Genomic DNA, 23,613 nt, shown 5'->3' on the forward strand with positions numbered 1-23,613 from the left:
CAACTCAGCTGGCGTACCAGAACGCGCAGCGATGCTGCTGCGGCTCGAGCTCCCAACCCTGGCGCTGATAAAAGTTGACCACGCCTGGATCGGCGAACAGGCTCACCCGCTCCGTGCCCATGGCCTCCAGAGCCTCCAGCACGTAGACCATCAGCTGACTGCCCAAGCCACTGCCCTGGTAGAGCGGGTGCACGGCCACGTCCCAGACCGTGGCTTCGAAGACACCATCACCGGTGCAACGGGCGAAGCCCACCAGGCGGGGGATGCGGGGATCGTGCCGCCACAGGCCAACGGTGAGCAGGCTGTTAGCCAGGGCTTTGCGCACCCGCCGCACCGGCCGCCGACTCCAGCCCACCGCTTCCAGCAACTGCTCCAGTTCCACCAGGTCAAAGGGATGACGTCGACTGAACACCAGGGTCAGCTGATCGTTGGCACAGGAGCAGAGACGGGCCTCCTCGCCGTACTGCTCAAGCAGCGGCGCAGCCGGCAGGACGAGGGGGGAGGTCATCACAAGCGAGCCAACCCCTTTTCCTGCAGCTCCGCCAGCTGGGCGTAGAGCCCACCCCGGGCTCGCAACTCCAGGTGCGTGCCCTGTTCGATCAACTCACCGCGGCGCAGCACCAGAATCCGATCCGAGGCTTCCACCGTGGCCAGGCGATGGGCGATCACCACAGCCGTGCGTTTCTGCAGCAACCGATCAAGGTCGCGTTGCAGGGTGGCCTCTGTGGAGGGATCCATGAAGGCGGTGGCCTCGTCCATCACCAGCACCGTGGGGTTACGGATCGCAACCCGTGCCACCGCCAGCAGCTGACGTTCACCGGACGAGAGATTGCCGCCACGCTCCCGCAACTCTGTCTCCAACCCATTAGGCAGCCGTTGCAACAGGTCGTTCAGGCCCAGATCACGGCAGATTCCAGCCAGCTCCTGATCGCTGATCTCGGCATTGAGCCGAAGGTTATCGGCCACGTTGCCGCTGAACAGGAAGGTGTCCTGCAACACCACCCCCAGCTGACGTCTCAGATCGGCGATCGAAATCAAACGGATATCACGACCATCCAGAAGAATCCGGCCCTGCTGAGGTTCATACAACCGGCAGAGCAGACGGATGACGGTGGTTTTTCCAGACCCCGTCGGTCCCACCAAGGCCACGTGCTCGCCAGGAGCAATACGGAAGGAGAGGTTGCGCAAGATCGGCTCATCCGGCCGGTAGCTGAAGCTGACGTTCTCGAAAATCACCTCCCCCAGCCCGGCCGAACGCAGCGGAGTGGCGTTGGGATCCTCCACGATCTCCAGAGGCTGCTCCATCAGCTCACCGATGCGCTCCACAGCCGTCAGACCACCCTGAATCTGGGTGAAACGTTCCGCCAACTGACGCAGCGGATCAAATAGACGCTGGGAATAGAGGATGAAGGTGGTGAGGATTCCAAGCCCCATGGAACCCGATGTCACCAGCCATCCCCCCAGGGCCAACACCAGGGCAACAGCCCATAGGGACACCCATTCGAGGAAGGCAGAAATGCTGCTGTCGAAGAAAATCGTTCCATTCACAGCGCGCCTGTAAGCGGAACCGGTGCGCTGAAAGCGCTCGCCGTTCACCTGCTCGCGCCGAAACATCTGGACCACCTCCAGGCCCTGAAGGTTCTCCTGAAAATCAGCATTAAGCTGGGAGAGCTCCTCTCGTACCCGGTAGTTGGCCTTTCGGTAACGGCCCTGCAACCAGATCACCATCAAGGTCACGGGAATCTGTGTGCAAAGCAGCAACAGACCAAGCCGCCATTCGATCAGCAACATCGAGCTAGCGATCACCACCAGGCTCACCAGATCGCCAAGAACACCAACGGCCCCGCTGCCGAAGACCTCCGACAAGGCATCGACATCACTGGTGAGCCGGGTGAGCAACTTGCCCACAGGCATGCAGTCATGGAACCGAAGCGACAGCGACAGGGCATGACGGAACAGATCATCCCGGATCCGTGCGGTGAGTCGCTGACCCACGGCCTGAATGTTGAACAGCTGAACCCCCTGCAGCGCCAGACGCAACAGCACCGACATGAGCAGCAGCGACACGATCAAGCGGATGGCGGCCCCGGTGGTCAGACCCTCCAACCAGGGCAGGCTGGGTTCGTTGCGCAAAACGCTGATGGCCTGGCCCACTAACAGGGGCTGAATCGCTCCTGCCACCGCCAACGGCACGAGCAGCACAAGGGTCAGCAGCAGACGGCGGCGGTCATGAGCGAGATAACGGCCCAGCCGACGCACCCGTTTCCAGTCACTGATGACGCTCATCCGGCGGCTCCAGCAGCGGCTGAAGCCGTGCGGACCGCCTCAACAATGGCGTTCAGAGACCCACCATCCAGCCGCATCGACAGGGGGTGACCAACCAAGCGGGCCGTGGTGTGGAACAGGTCCTCGATGGCCACAAGCCCGTTGTCCCGCAGGGTGCGCCCCGTCGCCACCAGATCCACGATCGCTTCGGACATGCCGGTGATGGGCCCGAGCTCAACGGAGCCATTTAGATGCACCAGCTCCACCGGTAGATCGAGCCCATCGAAGTATTCACGGGCGCAATGGGTGAACTTGCTCGCCACCCGGCAGTGGGGCGGCAGGTCCGCCGCCCGTTCGTACCCACTGCTGGCCTTGACGGCAACGGACATGCGACAGCCTCCGAACCCCAGATCCACCAGCTGCGCCACTGGCAGTTGGTGCTCTCGCAGCACGTCGTAGCCGACCACACCAAGCTGGGCCTGGCCGTAGGCCACGTAAGTCGGCACATCACCATTGCGCACCAGCAGTGCCCGGGCTCGACCGCAGGGGGTGGGCAGCATCAGCTGGCGGTTGTCTTTGTCCAGAGCCGCCGAAAAATCAAGACTTGCGGCCGCGAAACGAGCCACGGAATCCTTGAGCAGCGCTCCTTTGGCCAACGCGACGGTGATCATAGGTCCAGCGTTGACCGTCTATCAAGCAGGACTTTAACGATGCAATCCTCCCTTCATGCCCTGCCGGTGCTGCAGGACAACGTCCTGTGGATCTGGGTGCGGGGTGATGAAGCCGCTGTAGTGGATCCTGCCGTGGCCGAACCAGTCATCGACTGGCTGCAACAACGGCAGCTGCAGCTGAGTGCGGTGCTGCAGACGCATCACCACGCCGATCACATCGGTGGAACTCCTGGCCTGCTGGAGCGATGGCCGGATGCGGCCGTGGTAGCGGCTGCAGCGGATCTATTGCGCATTCCCTTTCAGACCATCTCCGTCAGCGACGGCGATCAGGTGACCGTGCTGGGCCGATCACTGCAGGTTTTGGACGTGGCCGCCCACACCTCCGCCCACATCGCCTTTGTGATCACCGATCAGGAGGATCCGGATCTCGGCCCGGTGGTGTTCTGCGGCGACACGCTGTTTTCCGGGGGCTGCGGACGTCTGTTCGAAGGAACCCCGGCCGACATGCACCGAGCCCTGAGGCGGCTATCGCAGTTGCCTGAATCCACCAAGGTTTGTTGCGCCCACGAATACACCGAAGGGAACCTGCTCTGGGCCACCCAACAGCAACCGCAGGATGCAGCCATTCGCCAGCGCTATGAAGCCGTGGTGGAACTGCGTCGCCGCGGGGAGTTGAGCCTGCCCAGCAGCATCGGAGAGGAACGCCGCAGCAATCTGTTCATGCGGGCGGCATCGGCCGAACAGCTGCAACGCCTTAGGCAGCACAAGGATCAGTGGCGCGCAGCCTGATCCGCTGCGGGAAGAGAATCACCTCGGCTCCAGGCTGAAACGCCAGTCGACAGCGGGTACCGCGCGGCACATCCAACGCCAGGGCAGCGTTGACGCGGAGGTCGCAGGGACCCTGCTGCACGCGGTACTGCCAGGCCTGTCCAAGGAACTCCCGTCCCATGACCGTGGCCTTCCCCCGTGGATCGGGGTGAAGCCTGATCAAGGCCGGGTCCACCAGGAGCAGTTGCTCATCGGGCCCAGGTTCAGACCCTGGCAGTGGACTGTCACCCTCCAATGGACCGATCAGGCAGTGCATCGGACCATCGAGGGGCACAAGATTGCCTTGAAGAACAAAGCGACCGACAAACGGTGATGCGGGGGCGTCAACGAGGGCTCTTGGGGTGGCGCATTGATGCAACTCCCCGTCGCGCATCACCGCCACACGATCACAAATGGCCAGAGCCTCGCCAGGGTCGTGGGTCACGATCAGCCCCGTGGCTCCGCAAACCTGCAGAACGGAACTGAGTTCACTGCGCAGCCGCAGCCTCACCTCCACATCCAAATTGGAGAAGGGCTCATCCAGCAGCACCAGCTTCGGCGCTGGAGCCAGAGCTCGGGCCAGGGCAAGGCGTTGCTTCTGGCCGCCAGAGAGCTGATGGGGATAACGCAGCTCCAGCCCCTTCAGACCCAGCAACTCCAGCAACCAGGCCGCACGGCTGTCGTCCTGACCGGGACGCAGACCGAAGCAAGCGTTCTGCCACGCCGTGAGATGGGGGAACAGGGCGTAGTCCTGAAAGACCATGCCGATCCCGCGCCGCTCAGGCGGCAGCCAATGGCCGTTCCCCGCCACGGGGCGCTGCTGAAGGTGCACCGACCCCTGCGAGGGTCGCTCAAAGCCGGCGATCAATCGCAACAGGGTGGTTTTCCCGCAACCGGAAGGGCCCAGCAGTCCCACCAGCTCACCCGCTGCAAGCTCCAGGTCAATCCCCCGCAGCGTCCAGGGTCCCGCAGGGCCGTCGTAGCGATGCCAGAGGTCTCGAACGGCAACGGTGGCCTGGGACTGCGACAACAGCGAAACGCGATGATCGATTCCATTCTGCGATCCGGCCATGACTGCTCAAGCCGTAACGACCCCAGCAGCACCCGCTCCGGTGGGGCCCTACAACCAGGCGGTGCTGGCCGGTGGCTGGCTGTACTGCTCAGGCCAGATCCCGCTGGATCCGGAGACGGGGGCCATGGTGGGCGATGGAGATGTGGCGCGTGAGACGCGACAGGTGCTGAAGAACCTCAGCGCCGTCCTCGAAGCCGCTGGAGCGACCGCAGCCCAAGTGGTGCGGACAACGGTTTTTCTGGCTGATCTTGGGGATTTCCAGACCGTCAACGGCATTTACGCAGAGATGTTTGGCGCTGGCACAAGCCCAGCCAGAGCCTGCGTGCAGGTGGCAGCGCTGCCGAAGGGGGCACGAGTCGAGATCGACTGCGTGGCCTGGCTCGGTGATGATTTGCAGACCAGGTGATCTGATCAACAGCAGCGGTGAGACGCAAGGCGTTAAAGCTCTCTGAGATGTTTGGAGAGCTTTGGTCAGCGTTCGCCGGCACCCCTCACCAATGAGAACCAAGGGGCTGTGGCCATGCAGCAGCTGGCCCTCCGGGATCAGGCCTCACAACCTTTGCTCAACAGTGGCTGGACGCTGCTTTATTCCGGCCTGACCCCATCAAGGGCAAGCGTGACTCTGTTGGATCCGAGTGAAAGCCTTCAGATCAGCCTCCAGATTCCGACAGGCGAGACCGCTGACGACTGGGATCTGTGGCTGGAAGCCTGCAACCGACAGCCCAGCGTGCCACTCAGGCAATGGCTGGAATCCCAAGGCATTGAACAGATCACCCTCAGCCGCCTGACAGGAGCTGAGTCAGGTGGTCAGGAGCCTCTCAAGATCAGCAACATGCTCCAGGTGGCACGTTGGTTGCAAAGCCCAATCGAAGCAATCGAAGCCCTGGCGGAGTCCAACGGATCCCAGCTGGTGCTCCACCTGGCAGGACTGGGAACCAACAGCTGAGGGGGCCGATCCCGCGCCGGCATAGGTTATAGGGCATCAGGGGGATGAACCGATGACCCAGGCCAAGCTCACCATCGGTGAACTGGAAGCGGGATACCCGCTCTATTGCAAAGCCCTGAGACGACTGCTGCAACAAGGCAAGACAGCCAAGGACATCGAGCGCACCGTCTGCTGGGGACACCTTGAAACCCTCAACCGTTGCTTACCGACGCGCTACAAGGCACCGTCCTATCTGCTGGCCCTGATCCGCAGGGATCTGGAAAAAATCAAGGAAGGGAGGGTCTAATCAGTCTCAGACAATTCCAAGACGCTTCTCTCCCTGCATTGAGAGTGATTGCCTTTTCTTTCAGCACACTGTTCGAAGAAGCGAGTCAATTGGTGCGCACGATTTTTCGGAAGCCACAACGCCGCTGGAATGCATCATCAATTCTGATGATGATGTTCATTTTTTCCGCCTCAGTGATCGGGCTTGAGTGGAGTGATTCCGTAGCCCTCAGCCAGCAACAGACCATGGGAATGTCATCCGCAGGGCAGAGTCAGCCATCTCCACGGACCAGCGAGTTAGACAATTCACGATTACGAGGTCATTCCGTATAAAGTCATGCGAACGCGAAACGGCACACCATGGAGTTCTCGATTGTCATCCTGAGCAAACACATTTATAATTATCCCAAGATCGCGTGGACAGATTGGAAAGATACGAACAGAAAAAAAATGAAGAGCGAAGTCGATCATTGGTCAAGGGCAACCTTGTCTGGTGCCGATATCTGGGATTGCCTGGACACTAACAAGATTGATCGTCTGCACCTTGTGCAGTGGAAGCGCTCTTGTGATGACCTGCACAGCGTCAGCCTTCCGGATCATCCGCATCCCGCCGAGAAATACTGATCTTTAAGGCCCCGCAATCAGACCAGAGCCTGTTGAAGCGCCAAAAAATCAGCCATCCATCAGCCAATCATCATCGATGGTGTCATCACTGGCATCGCTTTGAACGCCCGTCGGTTTCACACGTTCCGCCTGTTGAGGAGCCAGAGGTGGAGGGGGTGGAGGCATCGCGGGCCCGGAAAATTGATTGATCGGAATTCTTTGGCTGCCCCAACCGGCCTGATAGGGGATGACGAGCAGACGGACTGGCTCACCAGCAAAAACTGCCGTAGGACTGATCAAGAACGTGAACACCATCCATGTCGAGGCTCGCATCCAACACCTCAATGACAAACGAACAGGACGCATTGGTTTCACTATTGCAGAGAAACCCCAATGACAAAAGCATCTCTGGGCGTATTGCGTCGCTGGAGGAGGCACAACCCGCCGACTTAAATCGTGATGCATCCCTTCTTGAGGGTGTGTGGGATTTGCGATGGAGCAGTTCAAGCCAGCCCTGGCTTCGTCAAGCACCTTGGTTGGAGAATCTTCAGGCACTGGACCTGAAGCAGAACAAAGGTTGCAACCTGCTGCGCTTGCGTGGTCCGCTCGGAACATTTGGAGCCATCAGCGTCCAAGCAACTCTGAACGTGATCAACACAAAGCGGGTTGAGGTGAAATTCTTCAAGGGGGGCTGGCTGGGGCCGACGTTGCCTGGTCTTGGCCAAATCAAGTTATTGCGTGACGTTCAACAAAGCTTTCCCGCCTGGCTCGACATCACAGTGTTGAATCAACAACTACGAATCTGTCGAGGCAACGCGGGAACAACATTTGCGTTACTCAAACTTGATACGATCGACATCAAGGATCTGATTGAGCAAGACAACAATTAGCCTGCTGCCGTAGTCGAATCAATTCCTTCCCACAATGACAGGTGGAGTCGTTCCGCCATTGAAGGACGGAACTACTTGTGTTTGCCCATCCCATTTATCAAGAAACAGCTTATACAGAACGCTGTTATTGAGGGACTGACTCAACGTTTCAAACTTGATTGCTTCCTGCTCGGCAATCTCAACTTCTGTCTTTGCGCGCAAGAGCTGCTGTTGTGCGATTTGCTTCTGTTCAATGGCAGCCCTGTACTCTTCAGCGATCTGCAGTCCAGTGATGTCAAGACCTCTCACGACAACATAATCAAATTCACTGAGCTCCAGTGAGACGCTTTCCTGCACAAGGGAAGATATGGTGTTCCAATCCGTCGCGATCGTATCCAGCTCATACTTTGAAAAGACTGACTTCAGTGATTTCAGCAGCGATGGCTGGATCACCCTTGCATAGATTGCAGAGTCGTCAGTAGCGATCGTGCTGTAAATCCTGGGAGCCTCAGATGGCTTAACGGCATATTTAACCGTTGCCGTTGCCTCGATCACCTGGAGATCCTTCGTCAGCGTCGAGAACTTTTCAGGTATGACCTGCGTTCTTACACTGAAGGAATGCGTGCTCTGCAGGAATGGAATCTTGAGGTTCAACCCAGGCTGCCTTGGCTCATCCGAAACCTTGCCAAGCGTCGTCACAACACCCACCTCACCCGCAGGGACGACAAACAAACTGGACAGAGCCGCAATACCTCCAAAGAATATTGACGACGCAGTGATGACTATTTTCGAAACATTCTCAGGATTTTGATAAGAGCGCATTACCACAAAAACTCAATGTTGTTACGGTAACAAACGAATAGTCGCGCACTCCGAAATTACACAATAAAAAAATAATAGCATTCGATTAAGGTGTAATAACAACTTCTACGCTCAAGCAACAGTCGATTCAGCCATCACCAGCGCCCATAGCACCAGCCACAGAAATCGATGGGCAGCGCAATAGAAACCCGAGGAATGAATAGCGCTAAATTTTGCACTTTGGTGCGCGATTGGCTTGTACTTGTGAAACCCAGTGCAATTTGTGCAGGTGTGGGAAATCCACCGGCTGAAAACCTAGTGGAGCCAAGGAGACTCGAACTCCTGACCCCCTGCATGCCATGCAGGTGCTCTACCAGCTGAGCTATGGCCCCATGAACGCCGGTGATGCCCTCGGGCTCGTGCCGTCGTCGTATTCAAGCTTACACCGAGGGGGCGATCACACCTGACGCCACACCGCCACCAACCGGCCCTGCACCTCCACCTGCTCCGCCGGCAGCTCGATCGGGTCGTAGGAAGGGTTAGCCGCCTCGAGCACAACCGCCGCCCCTTTGCGGTGGAAATGCTTCAGGGTTGTGCCGCTTCCCGCCACCAGGGCACTCACAACGGTGCCGTTGCGCAGGCGCTGCGGATCAGGCACAGGCTCCATCAACACCACGTCGCCATCAGCGATGTGAGAATCCACCATCGAATCACCGTTCACCGTCAGGGCAAACAGCCCGCGGGTCTCGAGGACCGGCGCGAGATCAAGGTGCTCCTGCAAGTCATCAAAGGCCGTCACCAGGCCACCAGCAGCCACGGCACCCAGCACCGGGATGCCAGCAGCCGCAGCCATCTCGCCCAGCAATTGCAGAGTGCGGGCCTGACCTTCCTGCCAGGTGATCCACCCTTTCTGTTGGAGATGCCGCAAGCGGCTCTGGATCGGTGCTGGAGAACGCAGCCCCATCGCCTGCATCATCTGACGGATGGACGGGCTGTGACGATGCGTGCCGATGTACTCCGCCAGCCAGTCGTACAGCTCCTGCTGGGCGGAGGTCAATGGCTCTGGGGGTGAGCTGGTCACAGAAGAAGACAACGAACAATACATTTGTACCGACGGCGCTCGAGCTGCGCAAGATCCCAGCCTTGATTGCGGCCAAGACATGTGGCAGGACCAGCCGAAACACAGCGACAAGCCAGAGAAGGCCGGTGGCGAAGGCTGGCTGATCAACCCAGCACAGCAGAAGCTGGTGCAGTTTCAGCCCGGTTCAGCCACAGCCCACGCTCAGTGGGTGGCCATTCACACATTCCACCTCTTGCCTGGTGAAGCACCAACGCTGATCACAGGGCGCCGGATGCTGCGTCATAACGCCATTGAGGCCTGGCAGACCATGCTCAAAACCGGATGGACACGATGTCATCCACCAAGGAGATGATCAACCGTGTTCCTGTTCACGCAAGGCGGCAATCTTGTCGACGCTGGAGCCGATGTTGTCGACCACAAAGCCATCCATGCCGTTGTCTTTGAGTCTGTAGAGATAACCGTTCACCCAAGCTGTTTCACGGTTGTTCGTTTCATGGCCGCGGTCCACAAATCCTGGTGTTTGTTGGAACACATACAGGAGGATCTCCAAAACATCGTTTGGATCCAGTTGTTCTGGATCAATGAATGGAAATATTTCTCTCACATCCATAAAAGAAATGGTGAGCGATGTCTCCAACTCGTCTGACACGTCAAATACGTTGAATGTTCTGCAGCTTAGGAGTGAATCCAAACCGAGATCGATGGGGCCTCACTCAGGCCAGCGGGTGCCATGGACAGGCCGCTAGAACAACTCAAGCTTTTTGACCCAGGTTGAAAGACATTCAACCCCAGGATTTGGACCGGATCATCGAAATGGCCTGGGAGGACAGAACCACCTTCGAAGCCATCCACTACCAGTTCGGCGTGTCAGAACAGGAGGTGATCGCGCTGATGCGAACCCACATGAAACACTCCTCCTTCAAGATGTGGCGCAAAAGGGTGTCTGGGCGCAAAACAAAACATGGGGCCACGTCCGAATCAAACCGATTCAAAGCCAAGTGCCACCGCTGAACAGGGCGCCTTTACAAGCCACCCATCAATGCCGCCAGCAGTGCCTGCTGAGCATGAAGCCGATTTTCAGCCTGATCAAAGATGCGGCTGGCGGAGCTTTCCATCACCCCTGGGCTAATCTCCTCACTGCGATGGGCCGGCAAGCAATGCAGAACGATGGACTCCGTGTCAGCTGCCTCCAATAACGCTTCGTCGACGCAGAAACCGGTAAAAGCCTGTTCCCGTTCCGATTGCTCGTCTTCCTGACCCATGGAGGCCCACACATCGGTGTACACCGCCTGGGAACCACGCACCGCTTCACGCGGATCGTGGATGACATCGATCGCAGCTCCCTGAACAGCCAGGGAACGGGCCTGCTCCAGCACACCGGGCAGGGGCTCGAAACCCTGCGGGCAGCCGATGCGCACATTCACCCCCAACAACGCTCCGCAGAGCATCAGGGAGTGGGCCACGTTGTTGCCATCACCGATGTAGGCCAACGTCTGTCCGGGCAGATCACCATGGGCCTCGCGCATCGTGAGGAAGTCGGCCAGGGACTGGCAGGGGTGCTCGAGATCGGTGAGGGCATTGATCACCGGCACAGTGGCCCAGTGGGCGTAATCCACCAACTCCTGCTGGGCGAAGGTGCGCACGGCCAATACATCGCAATAGCGACTGAGCACTCGCGCGGTGTCTTCCAGGGGCTCACCACGACCCAGCTGCGTCACCTGGGGATTGAGGTCCACCGTTTGCCCACCCAGGCGGGCCATTGCCACCTGGAAACTGACGCGGGTGCGGGTGGAGGCCTTGGTGAAAATCAATCCCAAGACTCGGTTGCCGAGGTCGATGCGACGGTCGCCACTCTTCAGGTGAGCGGCCAGATCGAGCAGAGCTGAGGTTTCCTCCGCCGAACAATCTGCGGAGGAAAGATAGTCACGGCCGCTGAGGGGGGAAAGAGCAGCAGCAACACCTCCAGCAGCGGTAGCCATCGTGACGATTCAAAGGACAGTTATCGGGGATGGGAGCGGTCAGCGTCAAGCACTGACGGTCTCGGGCAGCACGCTGGCCTCAAGCATCTGTTTGAGGTCATCCCCCTCTATCACCTCTTTTTCGAGGATCTTCTGGGCAATGGTCTCCAGCAAGGCCATGTTCTGACGCAGGATTGCCAGGGCGTCGTCGTGGGCTCTGTCCACCAGGCCACGCACTTCCTTGTCGATCGCCTGAGCGGTGGCATCACTCACCGAGCGGCGGGGGTTGTTGTTGCCGCCGAGGAAGCGTCCGCCCCCCTGTTTGTCGTAGGCCAGAGGGCCAAGGGTGTCGCTCATGCCATAGGTTCCCACCATCTGCTCGGCCAGGTCAGTAGCCCGCTGCAGATCATTGGCGGCACCCGTGGTGATCTTGCCGAACACGATCTCCTCGGCCGAACGGCCCCCCAGCAGCGTGGCGATCTGCCCTTGGAGTTCCTCCTTGGAATTGAGGAAACGTTCTTCGGTGGGCAACTGCAGGGTGTAGCCGAGGGCGCTCATGCCCCGGGGAACGATCGAGATCTTGGCCACCTTGCTTCCACCAGGCATCAGGTGACCGACGATCGCGTGACCCACCTCGTGGTAGGCCACCACTTTCTTCTCGTCGTCCTGCAACACGCGGCTCTTCTTCTCAAGGCCCGCCACCACCCGCTCGATGGCTTCCCCCAAATCCTGTTGCTCAACCTTGGTTCGGTAAGCACGGGCAGCGAGCAGGGCCGCTTCGTTCACCAGGTTGGCCAGATCGGCGCCGGCAAAGCCGCTGGTGGCCTGCGCCACGCTGTCCAGATCCACAGCATCAGCGAGCTTCACCTTCTTGGCGTAAATCTCGAGGATGGTCTTACGGCCGGACAGATCCGGGCGATCAACCAACACCTGTCGGTCAAAGCGGCCCGGGCGCAGCAGGGCCGCATCCAGCACTTCAGGCTGGTTGGTGGCCGCCAACACGATCACCGGTTTGTCCTGGGCGGTGAAGCCATCCATCTCGGTGAGCAGCTGATTCAGGGTTTGCTCCCGCTCGTCGTTGCCGCCGACCACGCCCATTGAGCCGGAACGGCTCTTACCGATGGCGTCGAGCTCGTCGATGAAGATGATGCAGGGGGCCTTCTTCTTGGCTTCTTCAAACAGGTCGCGCACGCGGGCAGCACCGGCACCAACGAACAGTTCCACGAATTCCGAGCCGGAAATAATGAAAAAGGGCACACCGGCTTCGCCCGCAACGGCCTTCGACAGCAGGGTCTTGCCGGTGCCGGGAGGCCCCACAAGCAACACACCTTTGGGGATGCGTGCACCGATTTCGGCATAGCGCTCTGGGGTCTTGAGGAAATCAACGATTTCGGTGAGTTCCTGTTTGGCCTCATCGACGCCGGCCACATCAGCGAAGGTGACGCGGGATTCCTCATCCGGCACATAAACCTTGGCCTTGCTCTTGGTGAAGCTCAACGCCCCTTGAGCGCCGCCCCCCATCGAACGGCGGGCGAAGAACTGCAGCACCAGGATGAAGATCAGCGGCGGCACCACCCAGCTGAGGATGGTGGTGAAGATGTTGGGCTTCTTCGGCGGGGCAGCGGCGAACTCAACACCCTTGGTTTCCAACCGCTGGGGCAGATCCATGTCGAAGATCGGCGTGGTCGCCAGCACCGGCGGCGTGCCCTCCTCCGGATCGCTGAGCTCGTAGCGGATCTGTTCCTGGGTGATGTAGGCGCGCTTCACGGCGCCATCATTCACCTGATCGAGGAACAGCGAATAGGGCACCTTGGGCACCTGCTGCATCGCGTTGTTGGGCACGAAGCTGCTCAATAGCAGCAGCACTCCGAAGCCGATCAACACCAGGTTGATGATTCCGAAGCGACGGTTCGGTCGGTTGTCGTCCTGTCGGATCGGCATGGCATCTGCCCTAGATCAAATCACGCTACGAGGGATGAACCGTTGCTTACGGGTGTGAGAACCGAACGCCTTCTAACGTCACGTCCATGTGCAGCCGTTACAGCCTCGATACGCCATTGCAGGCGCTTCAGGCGCTGCTCCAGCCCTGGTTACGGGACGCCGATGCCGGCTGGTTGCAGCACTACGCACCACGACGGCTGATCAGCCCGGGGGAACCGGTGCTGGCCCTAAGGCGCGAACACAGCCAAAGCATGGCCAGCCATATGCTCTGGGGCCTTCTGCCGGGATGGGTCAAAGATCCACTGGCGGGACCGCGGCCAATCAATGCCCGCGCTGAGACCTTGGAGGACAAAGCCTCCTTCCGCGGCCCCTGGCGTCATCACCGTTGCCTGTTGCCGGCGGATGGGTTTCTGGAACAGGGTGAGCAGATTCAGCGACTGGACCAACAATTGTTCTGGCTGGCCGGGCTCTGGGATCGCTGGATCGGCCCTGACGGCACTGAGGTGGAGACCTGCTGTGTGATCACCACCAGCCCAAACACATTGCTGGAGAGCCTGCACGACCGCATGGCCGTGATCATTCCCCGGGGCCTCGAGGAGTTCTGGCTGGAGCCGGGGGATGGAGCCCATCGCCGGGCCCTCGAGCCGATGCTGGACCCATGGCCGAGTGATGGTTGGAGCCGGCGCGGCACATCTCAACTCAGCTTGTTCTGAGGCCTCTGCCGGCGCACCATGCCGACAGACAGGGATCAGGGCCATGGCGCGACGGCAGAAGGGATCGCATCTGCGTCTTCTGCTGCTGTTCACGCTGCTGGTGCTGGTGGGTTTTGCCTTCCCACGGCTGATCTGGGCTAGCTATGTGGGCTACAGCCTGATCGCGCTGCTGCTGACCCAGGTGATGGTGCGCGACAGCCAGGCCCCTGACTGGAGTGATCGGATTTACCGCGGCTTGGGGCTGTTTGCGGTGTTGACCATGTGGCTATGGCTGCTCACGCCGCTTGAACTCATATACAGCGGCGTTCCGCTGGCGCTCAGCTGGAGTGTGTTGGTGGGCTGGAGTGTGATTCGGCTGGTCAAACGCTTTGCCGATGAGCCCAAGGTGACCGAATCACTGCTGATGGGGGCGACCGCGGGCTACCTGCACATCGGACTCACCGCTGGACTGGTGATGAGTGCCATGGAAACCATCCAACCCGGCAGCTTCGAACCGCTGACCGTTGCGCAAACCGGGGACAACAGCGTGCTGGCGGCAGCCCATGCCTTTTCCGCTATCAATTATTACGCCCCTGTGTGTCTCACCACCGTGGGCTTCGGCGACATCAATCCAATGCTGCCTCTGTCGCGGATGGTGAGTGTGCTCACCAGCATCGCCGGCCCGCTTTATCTGGCGGCGGTGATGGGGGTGTTGATCGGCCGTTTCGCCAGCAGTCTCGACCGCGATGCGAGAACAGCAGAGGAGGCTCCAAAACGCCCGTATCACTAGTGGTACCGGAGGTTCCATCGCCTGAGCATTCAGCTGCCCATGCCTCAAACTGCACTCTGGTCTGTTGTGCCTTGAAGCGCCTTCTCCTGAAGCTGCTGCACGGCACACAGTGCTTCGTGGGCAGGCCAGCCGTGACGGATCATCAGCTCCTCCACCAGGTAGTCGGGCGAGTTGGAGATGCGTGAATTCAGTTCTGCAATGGCCCTGTCATTGCGTGCAAGAGCTGAGAGCCGAAGCGATCGGAGTTGCTGGACGTTCGGCTGTTTCATGGCAGCACTCTGCACGTTGGTGGACTCAGCCCCCGAGCCGCAAGGAGAGCAACCAGTCATCACCGATGGGCCGGGGAGGCTGCCACGCGCCACTGAGCACCTGATCCATGGCGGTGAAACCCAGTTCCCCCAGAGGCGTTCGTGCTCTTGTTCCACCCATCAGTTTCGGGGCCAGCACGGCAGCCACCTCCTGCACACAGCCCTGACGGATGGCCGCAGCCGCCAGCTCTGGTCCGCACTCCCACAGCACCTGATTGCAGCCCCGGGCTGCCAGGTGTTGCATCAGCGGCAGGGGCTCGCACTGTTCCAGCTCCAGCCGTTCCGGACCGTTCGGAGCCTGCTTGCCGGCAGCCTCCGGGCCATGGGCCACCAGGGTCGCGGCGGATGCTGTGTCCCATAGCTGTGCCTCGGCGGGAAGGTCCAGACCACTGCTAAGCACAACCCGAAGCGGTTCCGGATCGCGATGGCCGCGGCTGGTGAGCAGGGGGTCATCGGCGCGAACAGTTCCACCGCCGACGAGCACCGCATCGCATCCCGCCCGCAACTGATGCACCCAGCGACGGGAGTCGGCACCACTGATCCACTGACTGGCGCCATTGGGCAACGCGGTTCTGCCATCGAGCCCCATCGCCCACTTGAGCACCCCCCAAGGGCGACCCGTGCGGACGCGATGCAGAAAGGCCCGGTTCTGCTCTGCGGCCTCCTGCCGAAGCACACCGGTGATCACCTCAACACCGGCCTGCCGCAGCTGAGCAATCCCGCCACCAGCCACCCTCGGATCCGGATCCTCCAACGCCACCACGACCCTGACCACCCCGGCCTGCAGAACAGCGCGGGTGCAGGGAGGTGTGCGGCCGTGGTGGCAGCAAGGTTCCAGGGTCACGATCAACGTGCCACCGGCGGCGGCGGTTCCGGCCTGGGCCAGAGCCCCAACCTCGGCATGGGGCTCACCCGAGCGGGCATGGAACCCCTCCCCCACCAATCGGCCCTCACGGTTGAGAACAAGAGCTCCCACAAGGGGATTGGGGCTGGTGCGACCTTCAGCCAGCGCAGCCAACGCCAGGGCCCGGCGCATCCAGAGATCCCACATCAGCTCAGGGGCAGGTCCTGCAATGACCGCCACTCACCCACCACGTAGGGAGGCACCGGTAGCTCCGTGAAAACCCCTGGCAACATCAGACGCAGGGGTCGGTTGTTGCTGAGGTCATCCAGAAGGGGGTCGAGGGCGAATTCCGCGGCCGCCTCACGGCCATCGGTGGCCAGGGCAGGGTTAGCGAGGGTGATGTCGTCCAGGGCCCAGGTCCTGCGCCCGGCCTCCACCTGAAGACTTACCGGATGGTCGAGGCGGAGTTTGCCGGGATAACCAACGATGCGGAGCACCACGGGTTCACCGGGCTTCCCCTCGCGGTAGGCCACCGCCTGCCAGCTGTCGTAGTCCAGATCGCGAAGGCTCTCGAGGCTGCGCACCATCCGCGTGCCGTTATCGGATTCGTGCTCATGCACCTGGGCCCATCCCTGGGGTGCCGCCGTGAACAGCACCAGAACGGCGATCAAACAGCAGAGCAGCCGGCGCATCGGAGATCGGTCAGTGGGCGGATTCTCACAGTCCGGCTTGGAGCCCCGTGGAATTCACAGATAATTCTCCTATGAATTTTTAGTCAGCCGGGGAACTCGGCGAGATCTTCAAATCACTAGGTATCGGACTGGGCGTCAGTCAGCTCAGTGCCGGTTCACTGAATGGCAGGTTTCAGTTGACCGGCAACGCTGTCCTGCCCCTGATTTCGATCAAAACCGACCAGATGCTGGTCTGTCAGGGCGACCGCAGGCCTGGTTTTCTCTCCTTCTCCATTAACAGTCGAGGTGACCACCCCCTGGTGAGGGGTGAAGAGGTGTCGCCCCTCAGCATCCATGGCTTTCAAAGCAGCCTGAAGGACTCGTACTTCGTGCTTCAGCCAGGTTGTGAAATCCAGGTGACCATGGTCTGCAAACAGCGGTTGCAACGGCTGGCGATCGCCACCAACGAACAGCGGTCCTAATGCAAGCCACAGCAACCAAGGGAGATTCCCGCCACGACTGAGTTCTCAAGTGTGTTCTCAGCCTTATAGAGCGTTGCAAAGCAGTTGGACTCGACAGATGACTATCTAACTAACCAAATTGAGAATGTTGTCACTAGTCAGTTGAATAGCAATTCGGTGAAGCCTCCTGTTGATACAGCGTTTGAGGCCCTCTACACTGTGGGTTGGGATCAGAGTACCTATCCATTGTCAGGGTGGATTTGAATAGACTCAGCGCATTAAATGTCTTAGCCTCGTCAGCAATGGCGGGTTTTTTATTGCCTCCTGCGCTTAGCAGGACTGCCTCTGCTTGACTGCCCTGACGGCGTGCTGGGAAGGTTTTGGCGGTGGGTTAGTCGTTAGGTCTGCAGCGGGGAACAATTCAGGCAGTCACGTCTGACCCATGTTTCAAGACACCCGCATCGCTTTGTTCCTACTGGCAGAACTGGTTGCAGCACTGCAAGCCAATGACCCTGACAAGTTCAAGCGGTGGCTGTATGGCGGCATTCAAACCTAGGAAAGCCTGCAGTGGAAGAGTTGCTGCTGGATTGGATTGACCTGTTCATCACACGAGTCGAGAGGGACAGGATGGTGGCTTGGCACCTGGGAGTGAGCCTTTGAATTTTCTTGGGAGACCAGCGCAGTTCTTTTTGGCAGTCAGGTTCAATGTTTAATTGCAGACAACTTGCTGTTCTCAAATTCGGCTATGGCTACCTTGATAACAGTTTTTCCACAGACCTTTGCAGCACTACCTCATCGTTTGGAAGTTCCCTACCGTTGAAGGATCCTGGGAGTCATGCCCAGGTTTTGCCGGTTACATCAATGCAGGAGCACCTGGCGACAACTTCGATGGATTTGAATTAAAGTACCGAGTTTGCGAACCAGTCAGCGGCAGCGGTGTGGCAATCGCTGAAGCAAGCGATATCGGTAAAGTGTGGGCTCATCTTGGCCCTTGGATTAAGGGCTACGGAATAGAGTTTGACGTAAAAGCTGTCGTTTCTGATTCTCAGTTTGCTGCCATGTGGCCTGGCGTAGAAGCCGCTGCGGCTGTGGAATAAAGAGCCTCAGTCTCCAGTCCATCTCCCGACAGAACACTCACCCCGTCAGCAATGGCGGGTTTTTTATTGCCTCCTGCGCCTAGCCGGCCTGCCTCTGTGTGACTGCCCTGATGGCGTGCTGGGAAAGCTTTGGCGGTGGCTTCGGGGTAATCAGTGACCAGCGTGATCGCCTTCTTCAATGATTGACAGTGAGACTTTGGAGTGAGGCTGACGGAACTTCCGCATCTCTTGGTATTCAGGGGCGTCGTAAGCGGCCTTGGCTGAAGCTAGAGAGTCAAACTCGATGATCACGGTCAAGTGACCTGCGTCACCTTCACGAACATCGGTTTTGAGATCTCTGCAAAGAAAGCGAGCGTTGAACTTCGCCAGGTAAGGCTCAACAGCTTGGAGGTAAGGACCCATCCCTTCTGGGTTAGTTACAGCGCCTGAGATATTCCAGTAACCCTTAGCCATTGCTCGATAGAAAGAGTATGTTTAGTACCTCATGGTTTTCCAGCCAAACATGTGTCGATGATGACTGCGTGACTGCCCTGACGGCGTGCTGGGAAGGTTCTGGCGGTGGTTGCGTGACTGACTCACCCAGTTAGGGGAGAAGGGCGGCCGAATAAATCCCTCAGTTAGGGGGGCGCTTTCCAGATGAAACGGCGATGGTAAGTTTTGAAGAGGCATGAGCCTCACAATTCAATTGTCTACTATTTATGTCTAATACAATTACGTTGGACTACAGGAAATTTAAGAATCCAGTGAGGATGGATCCGTCTGCACCGCCTAATTATTTTGAATTAGATAATTCTTCATTCACAGCAACTAAGCGCTCTTTCGGTGGAAATGGTACTGCGTAGATAGACGGAAACAAATTTGATGTGCGCATTTCTGTTAGAGGTAATTTCGACCTAGACTCGGAGGATGCATTTGCTAGGTCTAAGTTCAATTCTATTATTTATTCATTCAAACGGGAAGGAGCCATTACGATAAGTGGATTTAATTCTCGTGTTGAAGATACAGATTCTGCACTTGATTCATTGTTTGAGGCAGATAACAAGATCTACGGATCAGAGTTTAATGACAAACTGCTCGGTGACGATGGCGATGACATGATTTACGGAGGTCGAGGAGATGACAAAATTAAAGGCGGTGCAGGAGATGACCTGATTCATGGTGGGAATTGGACGAAAAGGGTTAACAAGGTTTGGGGTAACTCAGGTCGTGATACGTTTGTAATTGATGATGGCGCTTGGGGAACAGTTATCAAAGACTTTGATATCACCGAGGACAGAATAGGTTTGTCACGCATGAACGATTGGGGTAATAAGTATTCATGGGAAATACGTGGAAAAAATACTTACATCGACGACGGCGAATATTGGCAAGCAAAAATAAAAGGACGTCATGACTTAAGTCTTGCGAATACTGTTGAGATTTAGACGCTTCGCCCTTTCTTGGCATCTTCTCCCGTCAGCAATGGCGGGTTTTTTATTGCCTCTTGCGCTTAGCAGGACTGCCTCTGCGTGACTGCCCTGACGGCGTGCTGGGAAGGTTCTGGCGGTGGTTGCGTGACTGAAATGGCTCAAGCGTGGTTAGCTCGCTGGTTGTTGAGAATCGGGTTTAAGCCTTGCCCTTTGCTTCTCCAGCAACTGCTTGGCCTTGTCGTAGCGATGTTGAAAGTTGCTCTTGATTGCCGAGAGCTGTCTAGTCCGCATCTGCGCCGTGTCTCCGTCCTCTCTCTTGGCTTCATAAACCCGATCGCATAGCTGCCAATACAGCTCGATGATTCCGATCTCTCGGGCGTAATCCTTTTGCTTGCGCAGGATGATCGCCACCCGCTTGAAGTAAGCAGGAGCAGGGAACCAAATGTTGATCTGAGACGACTCCATCTCGGCCTTGCAACAGGCCAGCATCAAATCAAGATCGTGCTTGTTTTCCGGAGCGTCTTTGAGAACTTCCCAAGTCTGCTTCCCACCGACAAGCGTCTGAGGAAACATTATTCCGAGAATCTCGCCAAAAGTCTTTCCTGCGTTGCCTTGCTCGATATACCAATCCACGCCGAACTCAGTTGTCTCAACTAAGGGCGGTTCAGAGGCTTTGGGTGTCCTTGCCTCCAGCTCGGATGAATCAGGCGTCGGCGTCTCAGATGCCTCTGCTTTGAGGCCTGACGAAGGAGGCTCACGGAAGGAAGGTGTCCTTATGCGCCTTGGGCTTCTGGCCTTATGAGCTTTGCGGTTGAAGACCAGCTTGGCGACAACAAAGGCGATCGCCAGAACGGACAGTAGAAAGCCAAGCAGCTCCACGTCTCGACAGGCCGAAGTGATAACCGCAGTCTGGCTTCACCCGCCTCAGAAGCAGATCCTAAGCCTCAGATTGGCCACAAAAACGGCACAAAGCACCTGAGATTGCTTGTTACAAATGGTCAACTCAAGGAACAGCGGGCCTTGGATCGGATCAAAAGTGTGAATTCGGCCGCCGTCACCCCTGAGCAATTCCAGCGGCTGGTTGAGCTCACCAGGCCACAACTTCACGATCCGATTCAGGCGGAACTAATTGAAGCCGAACTGCTGGAACTGTTAAGCGACCGACGCTTGAGCCAGCTCAATGGCGGCGATTTGAGCCATCGCGCCGGGCTGATGAAGGACCTCATCGCCTGGGGGCAGGAGAACCCCAGGCAAGTCATCTCCCTGGAAGACCTCACCACCACGTTCTTCGCGTCGCGCTCCTCAATCGTGCACAGCTGCTGCGCCAGCTTCGTCATGGGGCCGATGGCCCTGCTGAAACAGATCCGTCTCGGCCAGGTACAGGCGGTGCTGCTGAACCCGCAACGCCGAGAGTCGATGGGGCTCAGCACAGTCCAGGCCGTGGCAACCCACTTCGGCTTCAGCAGTCGCAATCATTTCGCCCGCGATTACCGCCAGCTTGGTGAAGCACCGAGAGAAACGCTTCAGCGTTCCGCCACGCCGGGAATCCGCTCCCACCCGGTGTCCGTGGCCCACAGGCCCCAGATGGCCATGGCCCGCAGGTAGTGGCAGGCACGGAAGGTGTTCACAGCGGTGATCGCCTCAGGTGTGCGGAACTGCATACCTCCTGAATACACCTGGCCCACCACGGCTGAGCAGATGGCCAACGCCGTTTTGCTCTCTCCCATCAGCCGGTAGTAACTGGCCAAACCGAAATTGATGCCGGTCCACACCTCCAAAGGGTGTGTGCCGTTGGGGTCCAGGGGACTGCCATCCCGCCGCAGACCGTTGGCCACGCCGAGACGTCCAGACTCAAACCGCTCAAAACAGGCCTCCTTCACCGCCTTCAGGGTGCTGCGTGCCCTGGCGTCACTGACCACCGGTGGCAGCCCCAGCAGCCGGGCGTAAAAGTCACCACAGAGTTGATCCGCCATCACCACCGGTGTGCCGCTCTCCGCATCGATCCGGTAGTACTCGCCGTTCCAGAGCAGGTCGTCGAAGTTGGCGCGGGATTGCTCGAGCCAGGCACCGAACCGCCGCTGTTCCGCGGCGGTGTCCAGACCGAGATCAAGCTGCAACCGCTGAGCCATCGCCAGCGCGGCCTCCAGGGCCGCGATCCAGAGTGCGCCGCAATAGGCACTCACACCCTGCAACGGCCAGTCGTCAAAGGTTTGATCAGGGGCGCCGCCGTTATCGGGGAGACCATCGTTGTTGACGTCGAAGCCTTTGAGGTAATCGAGGGCCTGAACCGCTGAGGGCCAGCACTCCGCCAGAAAGCGCAGGTCTTCGCCGGTGGGCGCCAGGCGGAAGGTGCGCCACACCTGCAGCACATAATCACTGGCCAGATCCTTCCAGAGGTTGCAGTCCTGATAGGCGGTGTAATTGGTGGCGTCGAAGGGACGTTCGTTGGGGGCCCCCAAGTCATGGGGCGTCGCTCCCGCCACCTTGCGGTCCGCCTCCACCCGGCCACGGCCCTGGGTGAAATACCAACCGATCGGCCGTTGGTTGGCATCCGCGGCAGGAATAGCATGGGCAAAACTGCGCAGCACCGCTTTGTCCAGCTCCGGCCAGAGCTGCAACAGCGCCAGTGAGCCGTACAGACGCACGTCAAGACTTTCGTACCAGGCGTAGTCGAGGCACTCCAGAACACCGAAGCGGCCGTGGGGATCCGCCGGTGACGCCGCAGTCCAGAGGCTGCCGCCACTGCAGAGGTCGTAGAGCTCGTTGAACAACGCCATCCGCAGCGGCTCCGGCAATTGCGTGCGGGCCAACACCGGCTGCTGCCAGGCATCGATCTGCTCCCGCCATTGGCGCCAATCGCGCAGGGCTTCTGCAGCAATGGCGGCGGCATTGTTACCGCTGCTGCCAAAGAAGTCGGTGTAACGCCTCAGCGCGCTACTGCCACTGGCGAAAGCCGTCACCGGCAGGTCCCAGCTGATCACCAGCGGAATCTCACGGCTGGCACCGGGAGCCAGCGTGAATTTCACGGCGATGGCAGCACTGGCCTGCTCGCCGGAACGGCTGGCACGGTCGTTGTTGCTGTCGGGGATCCGCCCATCGGCGGCGAAGGGGGTCCACAACTCACTGCCATCACCGCTGGGATCCCAGCGGCTGCAGCGCATCACCTGCACGCCGTCCAAGTCATCCGGCAGAGCCAGGCACCACTGACCCTCGCCTTCCGCCAGTGGCATCGAGGGCTGGCCCTCCAGCAGCACACCGCTCAATCCCGGCTGATCAACCTGGCGGTTGCGCTGTCCTTCACCACGACCGATCGCCGGGGCGTAGTTGTGCTCCGGGCTGCCGTCATCACGAAAATGCACCTCCGCGGCAGCGTCGGTATTGGTGAACCAACCCGCCGTGTTGCGCCAGCACAGCATCAGGGACAACTCCAGCGGCTGATCGGTGGGGTTGCTGAATTGCCAGCGGAACACCGCCACCGGATAACTGGTGCGCTGGTAATCCCCAGGAAGGATGGGACTGAAGGCCTCGCACAGAACGCCGGCGCGGTAAACGTCCTCGTGGTGGGTCCAGCTGAGGGGATAGCGGGCGGCGTAGGTGCCGGTGCTGCGGCCCTGGGTGCTGGCGGGGTACCACTGCCAGGCGCTCAGGGGTGTGCCGCCACTGGGGTCGGTGTCATCACGGTCTGGAGCCGTGGCCAGGGCATGGGCACGGACGTCCTCGCCCTGCTGCTCCCAGAGGGCGAACTGACAGTCGGGGATCGATCCAAACCAGTGCTCCCCACCATCGAGGTTCCAGAGGTTGAAGGCTCCGCTGGGGGAACGGCCGAGGCAGCCAGCCCCGAAGCCGCCGAGAGGCATGCCGTGGTCGGGGCCATCGTCGAGGTTGCTGGCGTACCGCACGGTGTAAGGCGACTCCCAGCCCAGGCCGAAGCGACGACTCCAGCTGGCCTCCGGCGGTTGCCATGGTGTGTTGTTGACGCCACGCCCCAGCAGCGAACGCAGAGCGGAAAGTCCGAAGGGGGCCATGCAGTGCGGGCAGTCGCCCCAGATTGCCAGGTTTCACC

The 23,613-nt window shown here is 59.2% G+C and carries 29 protein-coding genes and 1 tRNA gene; 14 read left to right on the forward strand and 16 right to left on the reverse strand.

Annotation, left to right across the window (positions count from 1 at the left end; all coding sequences use genetic code 11):
- Positions 1-4: 4 nt before the first annotated feature.
- Genes SynA1524_RS07760 through hisG form a run of 3 tightly spaced genes read right to left on the reverse strand, consistent with a single transcriptional unit; the run spans position 5 to position 2,936 of the window.
- On the reverse strand, positions 5-508 hold the full coding sequence (locus SynA1524_RS07760) for a GNAT family N-acetyltransferase (protein WP_011128404.1): 504 nt from the start codon (positions 506-508) through the stop codon (positions 5-7).
- Entirely contained in the window at positions 508-2,286 is a 1,779-nt protein-coding gene (locus tag SynA1524_RS07765; RefSeq protein ID WP_186496583.1) for an ABC transporter ATP-binding protein, read from the reverse strand. The genes SynA1524_RS07760 and SynA1524_RS07765 overlap by 1 nt, the downstream gene beginning before the upstream one ends.
- On the reverse strand, positions 2,283-2,936 hold the full coding sequence (hisG, locus tag SynA1524_RS07770) for an ATP phosphoribosyltransferase (RefSeq protein ID WP_186496585.1): 654 nt from the start codon (positions 2,934-2,936) through the stop codon (positions 2,283-2,285). The genes SynA1524_RS07765 and hisG overlap by 4 nt, the downstream gene beginning before the upstream one ends.
- A 39-nt stretch (positions 2,937-2,975) precedes the next feature.
- Here hisG and gloB point away from each other — a divergent pair, with 39 nt between their 5' ends.
- Positions 2,976-3,725, forward strand: coding sequence for a hydroxyacylglutathione hydrolase (gene gloB / locus SynA1524_RS07775; protein WP_186496587.1), 750 nt, complete (start codon positions 2,976-2,978; stop codon positions 3,723-3,725).
- Here gloB and SynA1524_RS07780 read toward each other — a convergent pair.
- Entirely contained in the window at positions 3,691-4,815 is a 1,125-nt protein-coding gene (locus SynA1524_RS07780) for an ABC transporter ATP-binding protein (RefSeq protein ID WP_186496589.1), read from the reverse strand. The genes gloB and SynA1524_RS07780 overlap by 35 nt on opposite strands.
- On the opposite strand from SynA1524_RS07780, the gene SynA1524_RS07785 reads away from it, so the two are divergent.
- From SynA1524_RS07785 to SynA1524_RS07805, 5 genes are all read left to right on the forward strand, one after another.
- The gene (locus SynA1524_RS07785) at positions 4,814-5,221 is read left to right on the forward strand and encodes a RidA family protein (protein ID WP_186496591.1); all 408 of its coding nucleotides are present in this window, start codon (positions 4,814-4,816) and stop codon (positions 5,219-5,221) included. The genes SynA1524_RS07780 and SynA1524_RS07785 overlap by 2 nt on opposite strands.
- A 114-nt stretch (positions 5,222-5,335) precedes the next feature.
- Positions 5,336-5,761: a hypothetical protein gene (locus tag SynA1524_RS07790; protein WP_186499572.1), complete on the forward strand. Its 426-nt coding sequence runs from the start codon at positions 5,336-5,338 to the stop codon at positions 5,759-5,761.
- A gap of 52 nt (positions 5,762-5,813) precedes the next feature.
- Complete coding sequence (locus tag SynA1524_RS07795; protein WP_186496593.1) at positions 5,814-6,047, forward strand: DUF3136 domain-containing protein; 234 nt, start codon at positions 5,814-5,816, stop codon at positions 6,045-6,047.
- Positions 6,048-6,385: 338 nt separating this feature from the next.
- Positions 6,386-6,649 carry a hypothetical protein gene (locus tag SynA1524_RS07800; protein ID WP_186496595.1) on the forward strand — a complete coding sequence of 88 codons (264 nt, stop codon included), beginning with the start codon at positions 6,386-6,388 and terminating at the stop codon, positions 6,647-6,649.
- 323 nt (positions 6,650-6,972) lie between these two features.
- On the forward strand, positions 6,973-7,518 hold the full coding sequence (locus SynA1524_RS07805; RefSeq protein ID WP_186499573.1) for a PAP/fibrillin family protein: 546 nt from the start codon (positions 6,973-6,975) through the stop codon (positions 7,516-7,518).
- 18 nt (positions 7,519-7,536) lie between these two features.
- On the opposite strand, the gene SynA1524_RS07810 is transcribed toward SynA1524_RS07805, so the two are convergent.
- The 3 genes from SynA1524_RS07810 to lexA form a co-directional block, all read right to left on the reverse strand.
- Complete coding sequence (locus tag SynA1524_RS07810; protein ID WP_186496597.1) at positions 7,537-8,319, reverse strand: prohibitin family protein; 783 nt, start codon at positions 8,317-8,319, stop codon at positions 7,537-7,539.
- A gap of 298 nt (positions 8,320-8,617) precedes the next feature.
- A tRNA-Ala gene (locus SynA1524_RS07815) sits at positions 8,618-8,690 on the reverse strand.
- A 65-nt stretch (positions 8,691-8,755) separates the two neighbouring features.
- Complete coding sequence (lexA, locus tag SynA1524_RS07820; protein WP_186496599.1) at positions 8,756-9,403, reverse strand: transcriptional repressor LexA; 648 nt, start codon at positions 9,401-9,403, stop codon at positions 8,756-8,758.
- A 55-nt stretch (positions 9,404-9,458) separates the two neighbouring features.
- Between lexA and SynA1524_RS07825 the strand changes: the two genes are divergently transcribed.
- Positions 9,459-9,731 (forward strand): DUF1651 domain-containing protein, encoded by a 273-nt coding sequence (locus SynA1524_RS07825; RefSeq protein ID WP_186496601.1) that lies wholly within the window; start codon positions 9,459-9,461, stop codon positions 9,729-9,731.
- On the opposite strand, the gene SynA1524_RS07830 is transcribed toward SynA1524_RS07825, so the two are convergent.
- Positions 9,732-10,028: a hypothetical protein gene (locus tag SynA1524_RS07830; RefSeq protein WP_186496603.1), complete on the reverse strand. Its 297-nt coding sequence runs from the start codon at positions 10,026-10,028 to the stop codon at positions 9,732-9,734.
- 122 nt (positions 10,029-10,150) lie between these two features.
- Between SynA1524_RS07830 and SynA1524_RS07835 the strand changes: the two genes are divergently transcribed.
- Entirely contained in the window at positions 10,151-10,390 is a 240-nt protein-coding gene (locus SynA1524_RS07835; protein ID WP_011128449.1) for a TIGR03643 family protein, read from the forward strand.
- Positions 10,391-10,401: 11 nt separating this feature from the next.
- Here SynA1524_RS07835 and argF read toward each other — a convergent pair whose 3' ends face one another.
- Together argF and ftsH are read right to left on the reverse strand one after the other, a co-directional pair.
- The gene (gene argF / locus SynA1524_RS07840; protein ID WP_186496605.1) at positions 10,402-11,358 is read right to left on the reverse strand and encodes an ornithine carbamoyltransferase; all 957 of its coding nucleotides are present in this window, start codon (positions 11,356-11,358) and stop codon (positions 10,402-10,404) included.
- 45 nt (positions 11,359-11,403) lie between these two features.
- Positions 11,404-13,278: an ATP-dependent zinc metalloprotease FtsH gene (gene ftsH, locus SynA1524_RS07845; protein ID WP_049692271.1), complete on the reverse strand. Its 1,875-nt coding sequence runs from the start codon at positions 13,276-13,278 to the stop codon at positions 11,404-11,406.
- Positions 13,279-13,364: 86 nt separating this feature from the next.
- Here ftsH and SynA1524_RS07850 point away from each other — a divergent pair, with 86 nt between their 5' ends.
- Together SynA1524_RS07850 and SynA1524_RS07855 are read left to right on the forward strand one after the other, a co-directional pair.
- Complete coding sequence (locus SynA1524_RS07850; protein WP_186496607.1) at positions 13,365-13,991, forward strand: SOS response-associated peptidase; 627 nt, start codon at positions 13,365-13,367, stop codon at positions 13,989-13,991.
- Between the two features lie 43 nt (positions 13,992-14,034).
- Entirely contained in the window at positions 14,035-14,760 is a 726-nt protein-coding gene (locus SynA1524_RS07855; RefSeq protein ID WP_186496609.1) for a potassium channel family protein, read from the forward strand.
- Positions 14,761-14,804: 44 nt separating this feature from the next.
- Here SynA1524_RS07855 and SynA1524_RS07860 read toward each other — a convergent pair whose 3' ends face one another.
- From SynA1524_RS07860 to SynA1524_RS07870, 3 genes are read right to left on the reverse strand one after another with little or no spacing between them, the layout of a single operon-like run.
- Positions 14,805-15,029, reverse strand: coding sequence for a hypothetical protein (locus tag SynA1524_RS07860; protein ID WP_286188536.1), 225 nt, complete (start codon positions 15,027-15,029; stop codon positions 14,805-14,807).
- Positions 15,030-15,054: 25 nt separating this feature from the next.
- Positions 15,055-16,119, reverse strand: a complete 1,065-nt coding sequence (ribD, locus tag SynA1524_RS07865) for a bifunctional diaminohydroxyphosphoribosylaminopyrimidine deaminase/5-amino-6-(5-phosphoribosylamino)uracil reductase RibD (RefSeq protein WP_186496613.1) — start codon at positions 16,117-16,119, stop codon at positions 15,055-15,057.
- Positions 16,119-16,604, reverse strand: coding sequence for a DUF3122 domain-containing protein (locus tag SynA1524_RS07870; protein WP_186496615.1), 486 nt, complete (start codon positions 16,602-16,604; stop codon positions 16,119-16,121). The genes ribD and SynA1524_RS07870 overlap by 1 nt, the downstream gene beginning before the upstream one ends.
- A 176-nt stretch (positions 16,605-16,780) precedes the next feature.
- On the opposite strand from SynA1524_RS07870, the gene SynA1524_RS07875 reads away from it, so the two are divergent.
- Both SynA1524_RS07875 and SynA1524_RS07885 read left to right on the forward strand, forming a co-directional pair.
- Positions 16,781-17,065 carry a hypothetical protein gene (locus SynA1524_RS07875; RefSeq protein ID WP_186496617.1) on the forward strand — a complete coding sequence of 95 codons (285 nt, stop codon included), beginning with the start codon at positions 16,781-16,783 and terminating at the stop codon, positions 17,063-17,065.
- Between the two features lie 758 nt (positions 17,066-17,823).
- A complete protein-coding gene (locus SynA1524_RS07885; protein ID WP_186496619.1) occupies positions 17,824-18,141 on the forward strand; it encodes a DUF3303 domain-containing protein in 318 nt (105 codons plus the stop codon).
- Between the two features lie 150 nt (positions 18,142-18,291).
- Here SynA1524_RS07885 and SynA1524_RS07890 read toward each other — a convergent pair whose 3' ends face one another.
- Positions 18,292-18,594, reverse strand: a complete 303-nt coding sequence (locus SynA1524_RS07890; protein ID WP_186496621.1) for a DUF1330 domain-containing protein — start codon at positions 18,592-18,594, stop codon at positions 18,292-18,294.
- 410 nt (positions 18,595-19,004) lie between these two features.
- On the opposite strand from SynA1524_RS07890, the gene SynA1524_RS07895 reads away from it, so the two are divergent.
- Entirely contained in the window at positions 19,005-19,565 is a 561-nt protein-coding gene (locus SynA1524_RS07895) for a calcium-binding protein (protein ID WP_186496623.1), read from the forward strand.
- 153 nt (positions 19,566-19,718) lie between these two features.
- Here the strand turns inward: SynA1524_RS07895 and SynA1524_RS07900 are convergent, their stop codons facing one another.
- Positions 19,719-20,429, reverse strand: coding sequence for a hypothetical protein (locus tag SynA1524_RS07900; RefSeq protein ID WP_186496625.1), 711 nt, complete (start codon positions 20,427-20,429; stop codon positions 19,719-19,721).
- A 141-nt stretch (positions 20,430-20,570) separates the two neighbouring features.
- On the opposite strand from SynA1524_RS07900, the gene SynA1524_RS07905 reads away from it, so the two are divergent.
- Positions 20,571-21,155 carry an AraC family transcriptional regulator gene (locus SynA1524_RS07905; RefSeq protein ID WP_186496627.1) on the forward strand — a complete coding sequence of 195 codons (585 nt, stop codon included), beginning with the start codon at positions 20,571-20,573 and terminating at the stop codon, positions 21,153-21,155.
- Here SynA1524_RS07905 and SynA1524_RS07910 read toward each other — a convergent pair.
- The gene (locus tag SynA1524_RS07910; RefSeq protein WP_186496629.1) at positions 21,074-23,575 is read right to left on the reverse strand and encodes a GH116 family glycosyl hydrolase; all 2,502 of its coding nucleotides are present in this window, start codon (positions 23,573-23,575) and stop codon (positions 21,074-21,076) included. The genes SynA1524_RS07905 and SynA1524_RS07910 overlap by 82 nt on opposite strands.
- Between the last annotated feature and the right edge of the window lie 38 nt (positions 23,576-23,613).

This window comes from Synechococcus sp. A15-24 (genome assembly GCF_014280195.1).
Classification (GTDB): Bacteria; Cyanobacteriota; Cyanobacteriia; order PCC-6307; family Cyanobiaceae; genus Parasynechococcus.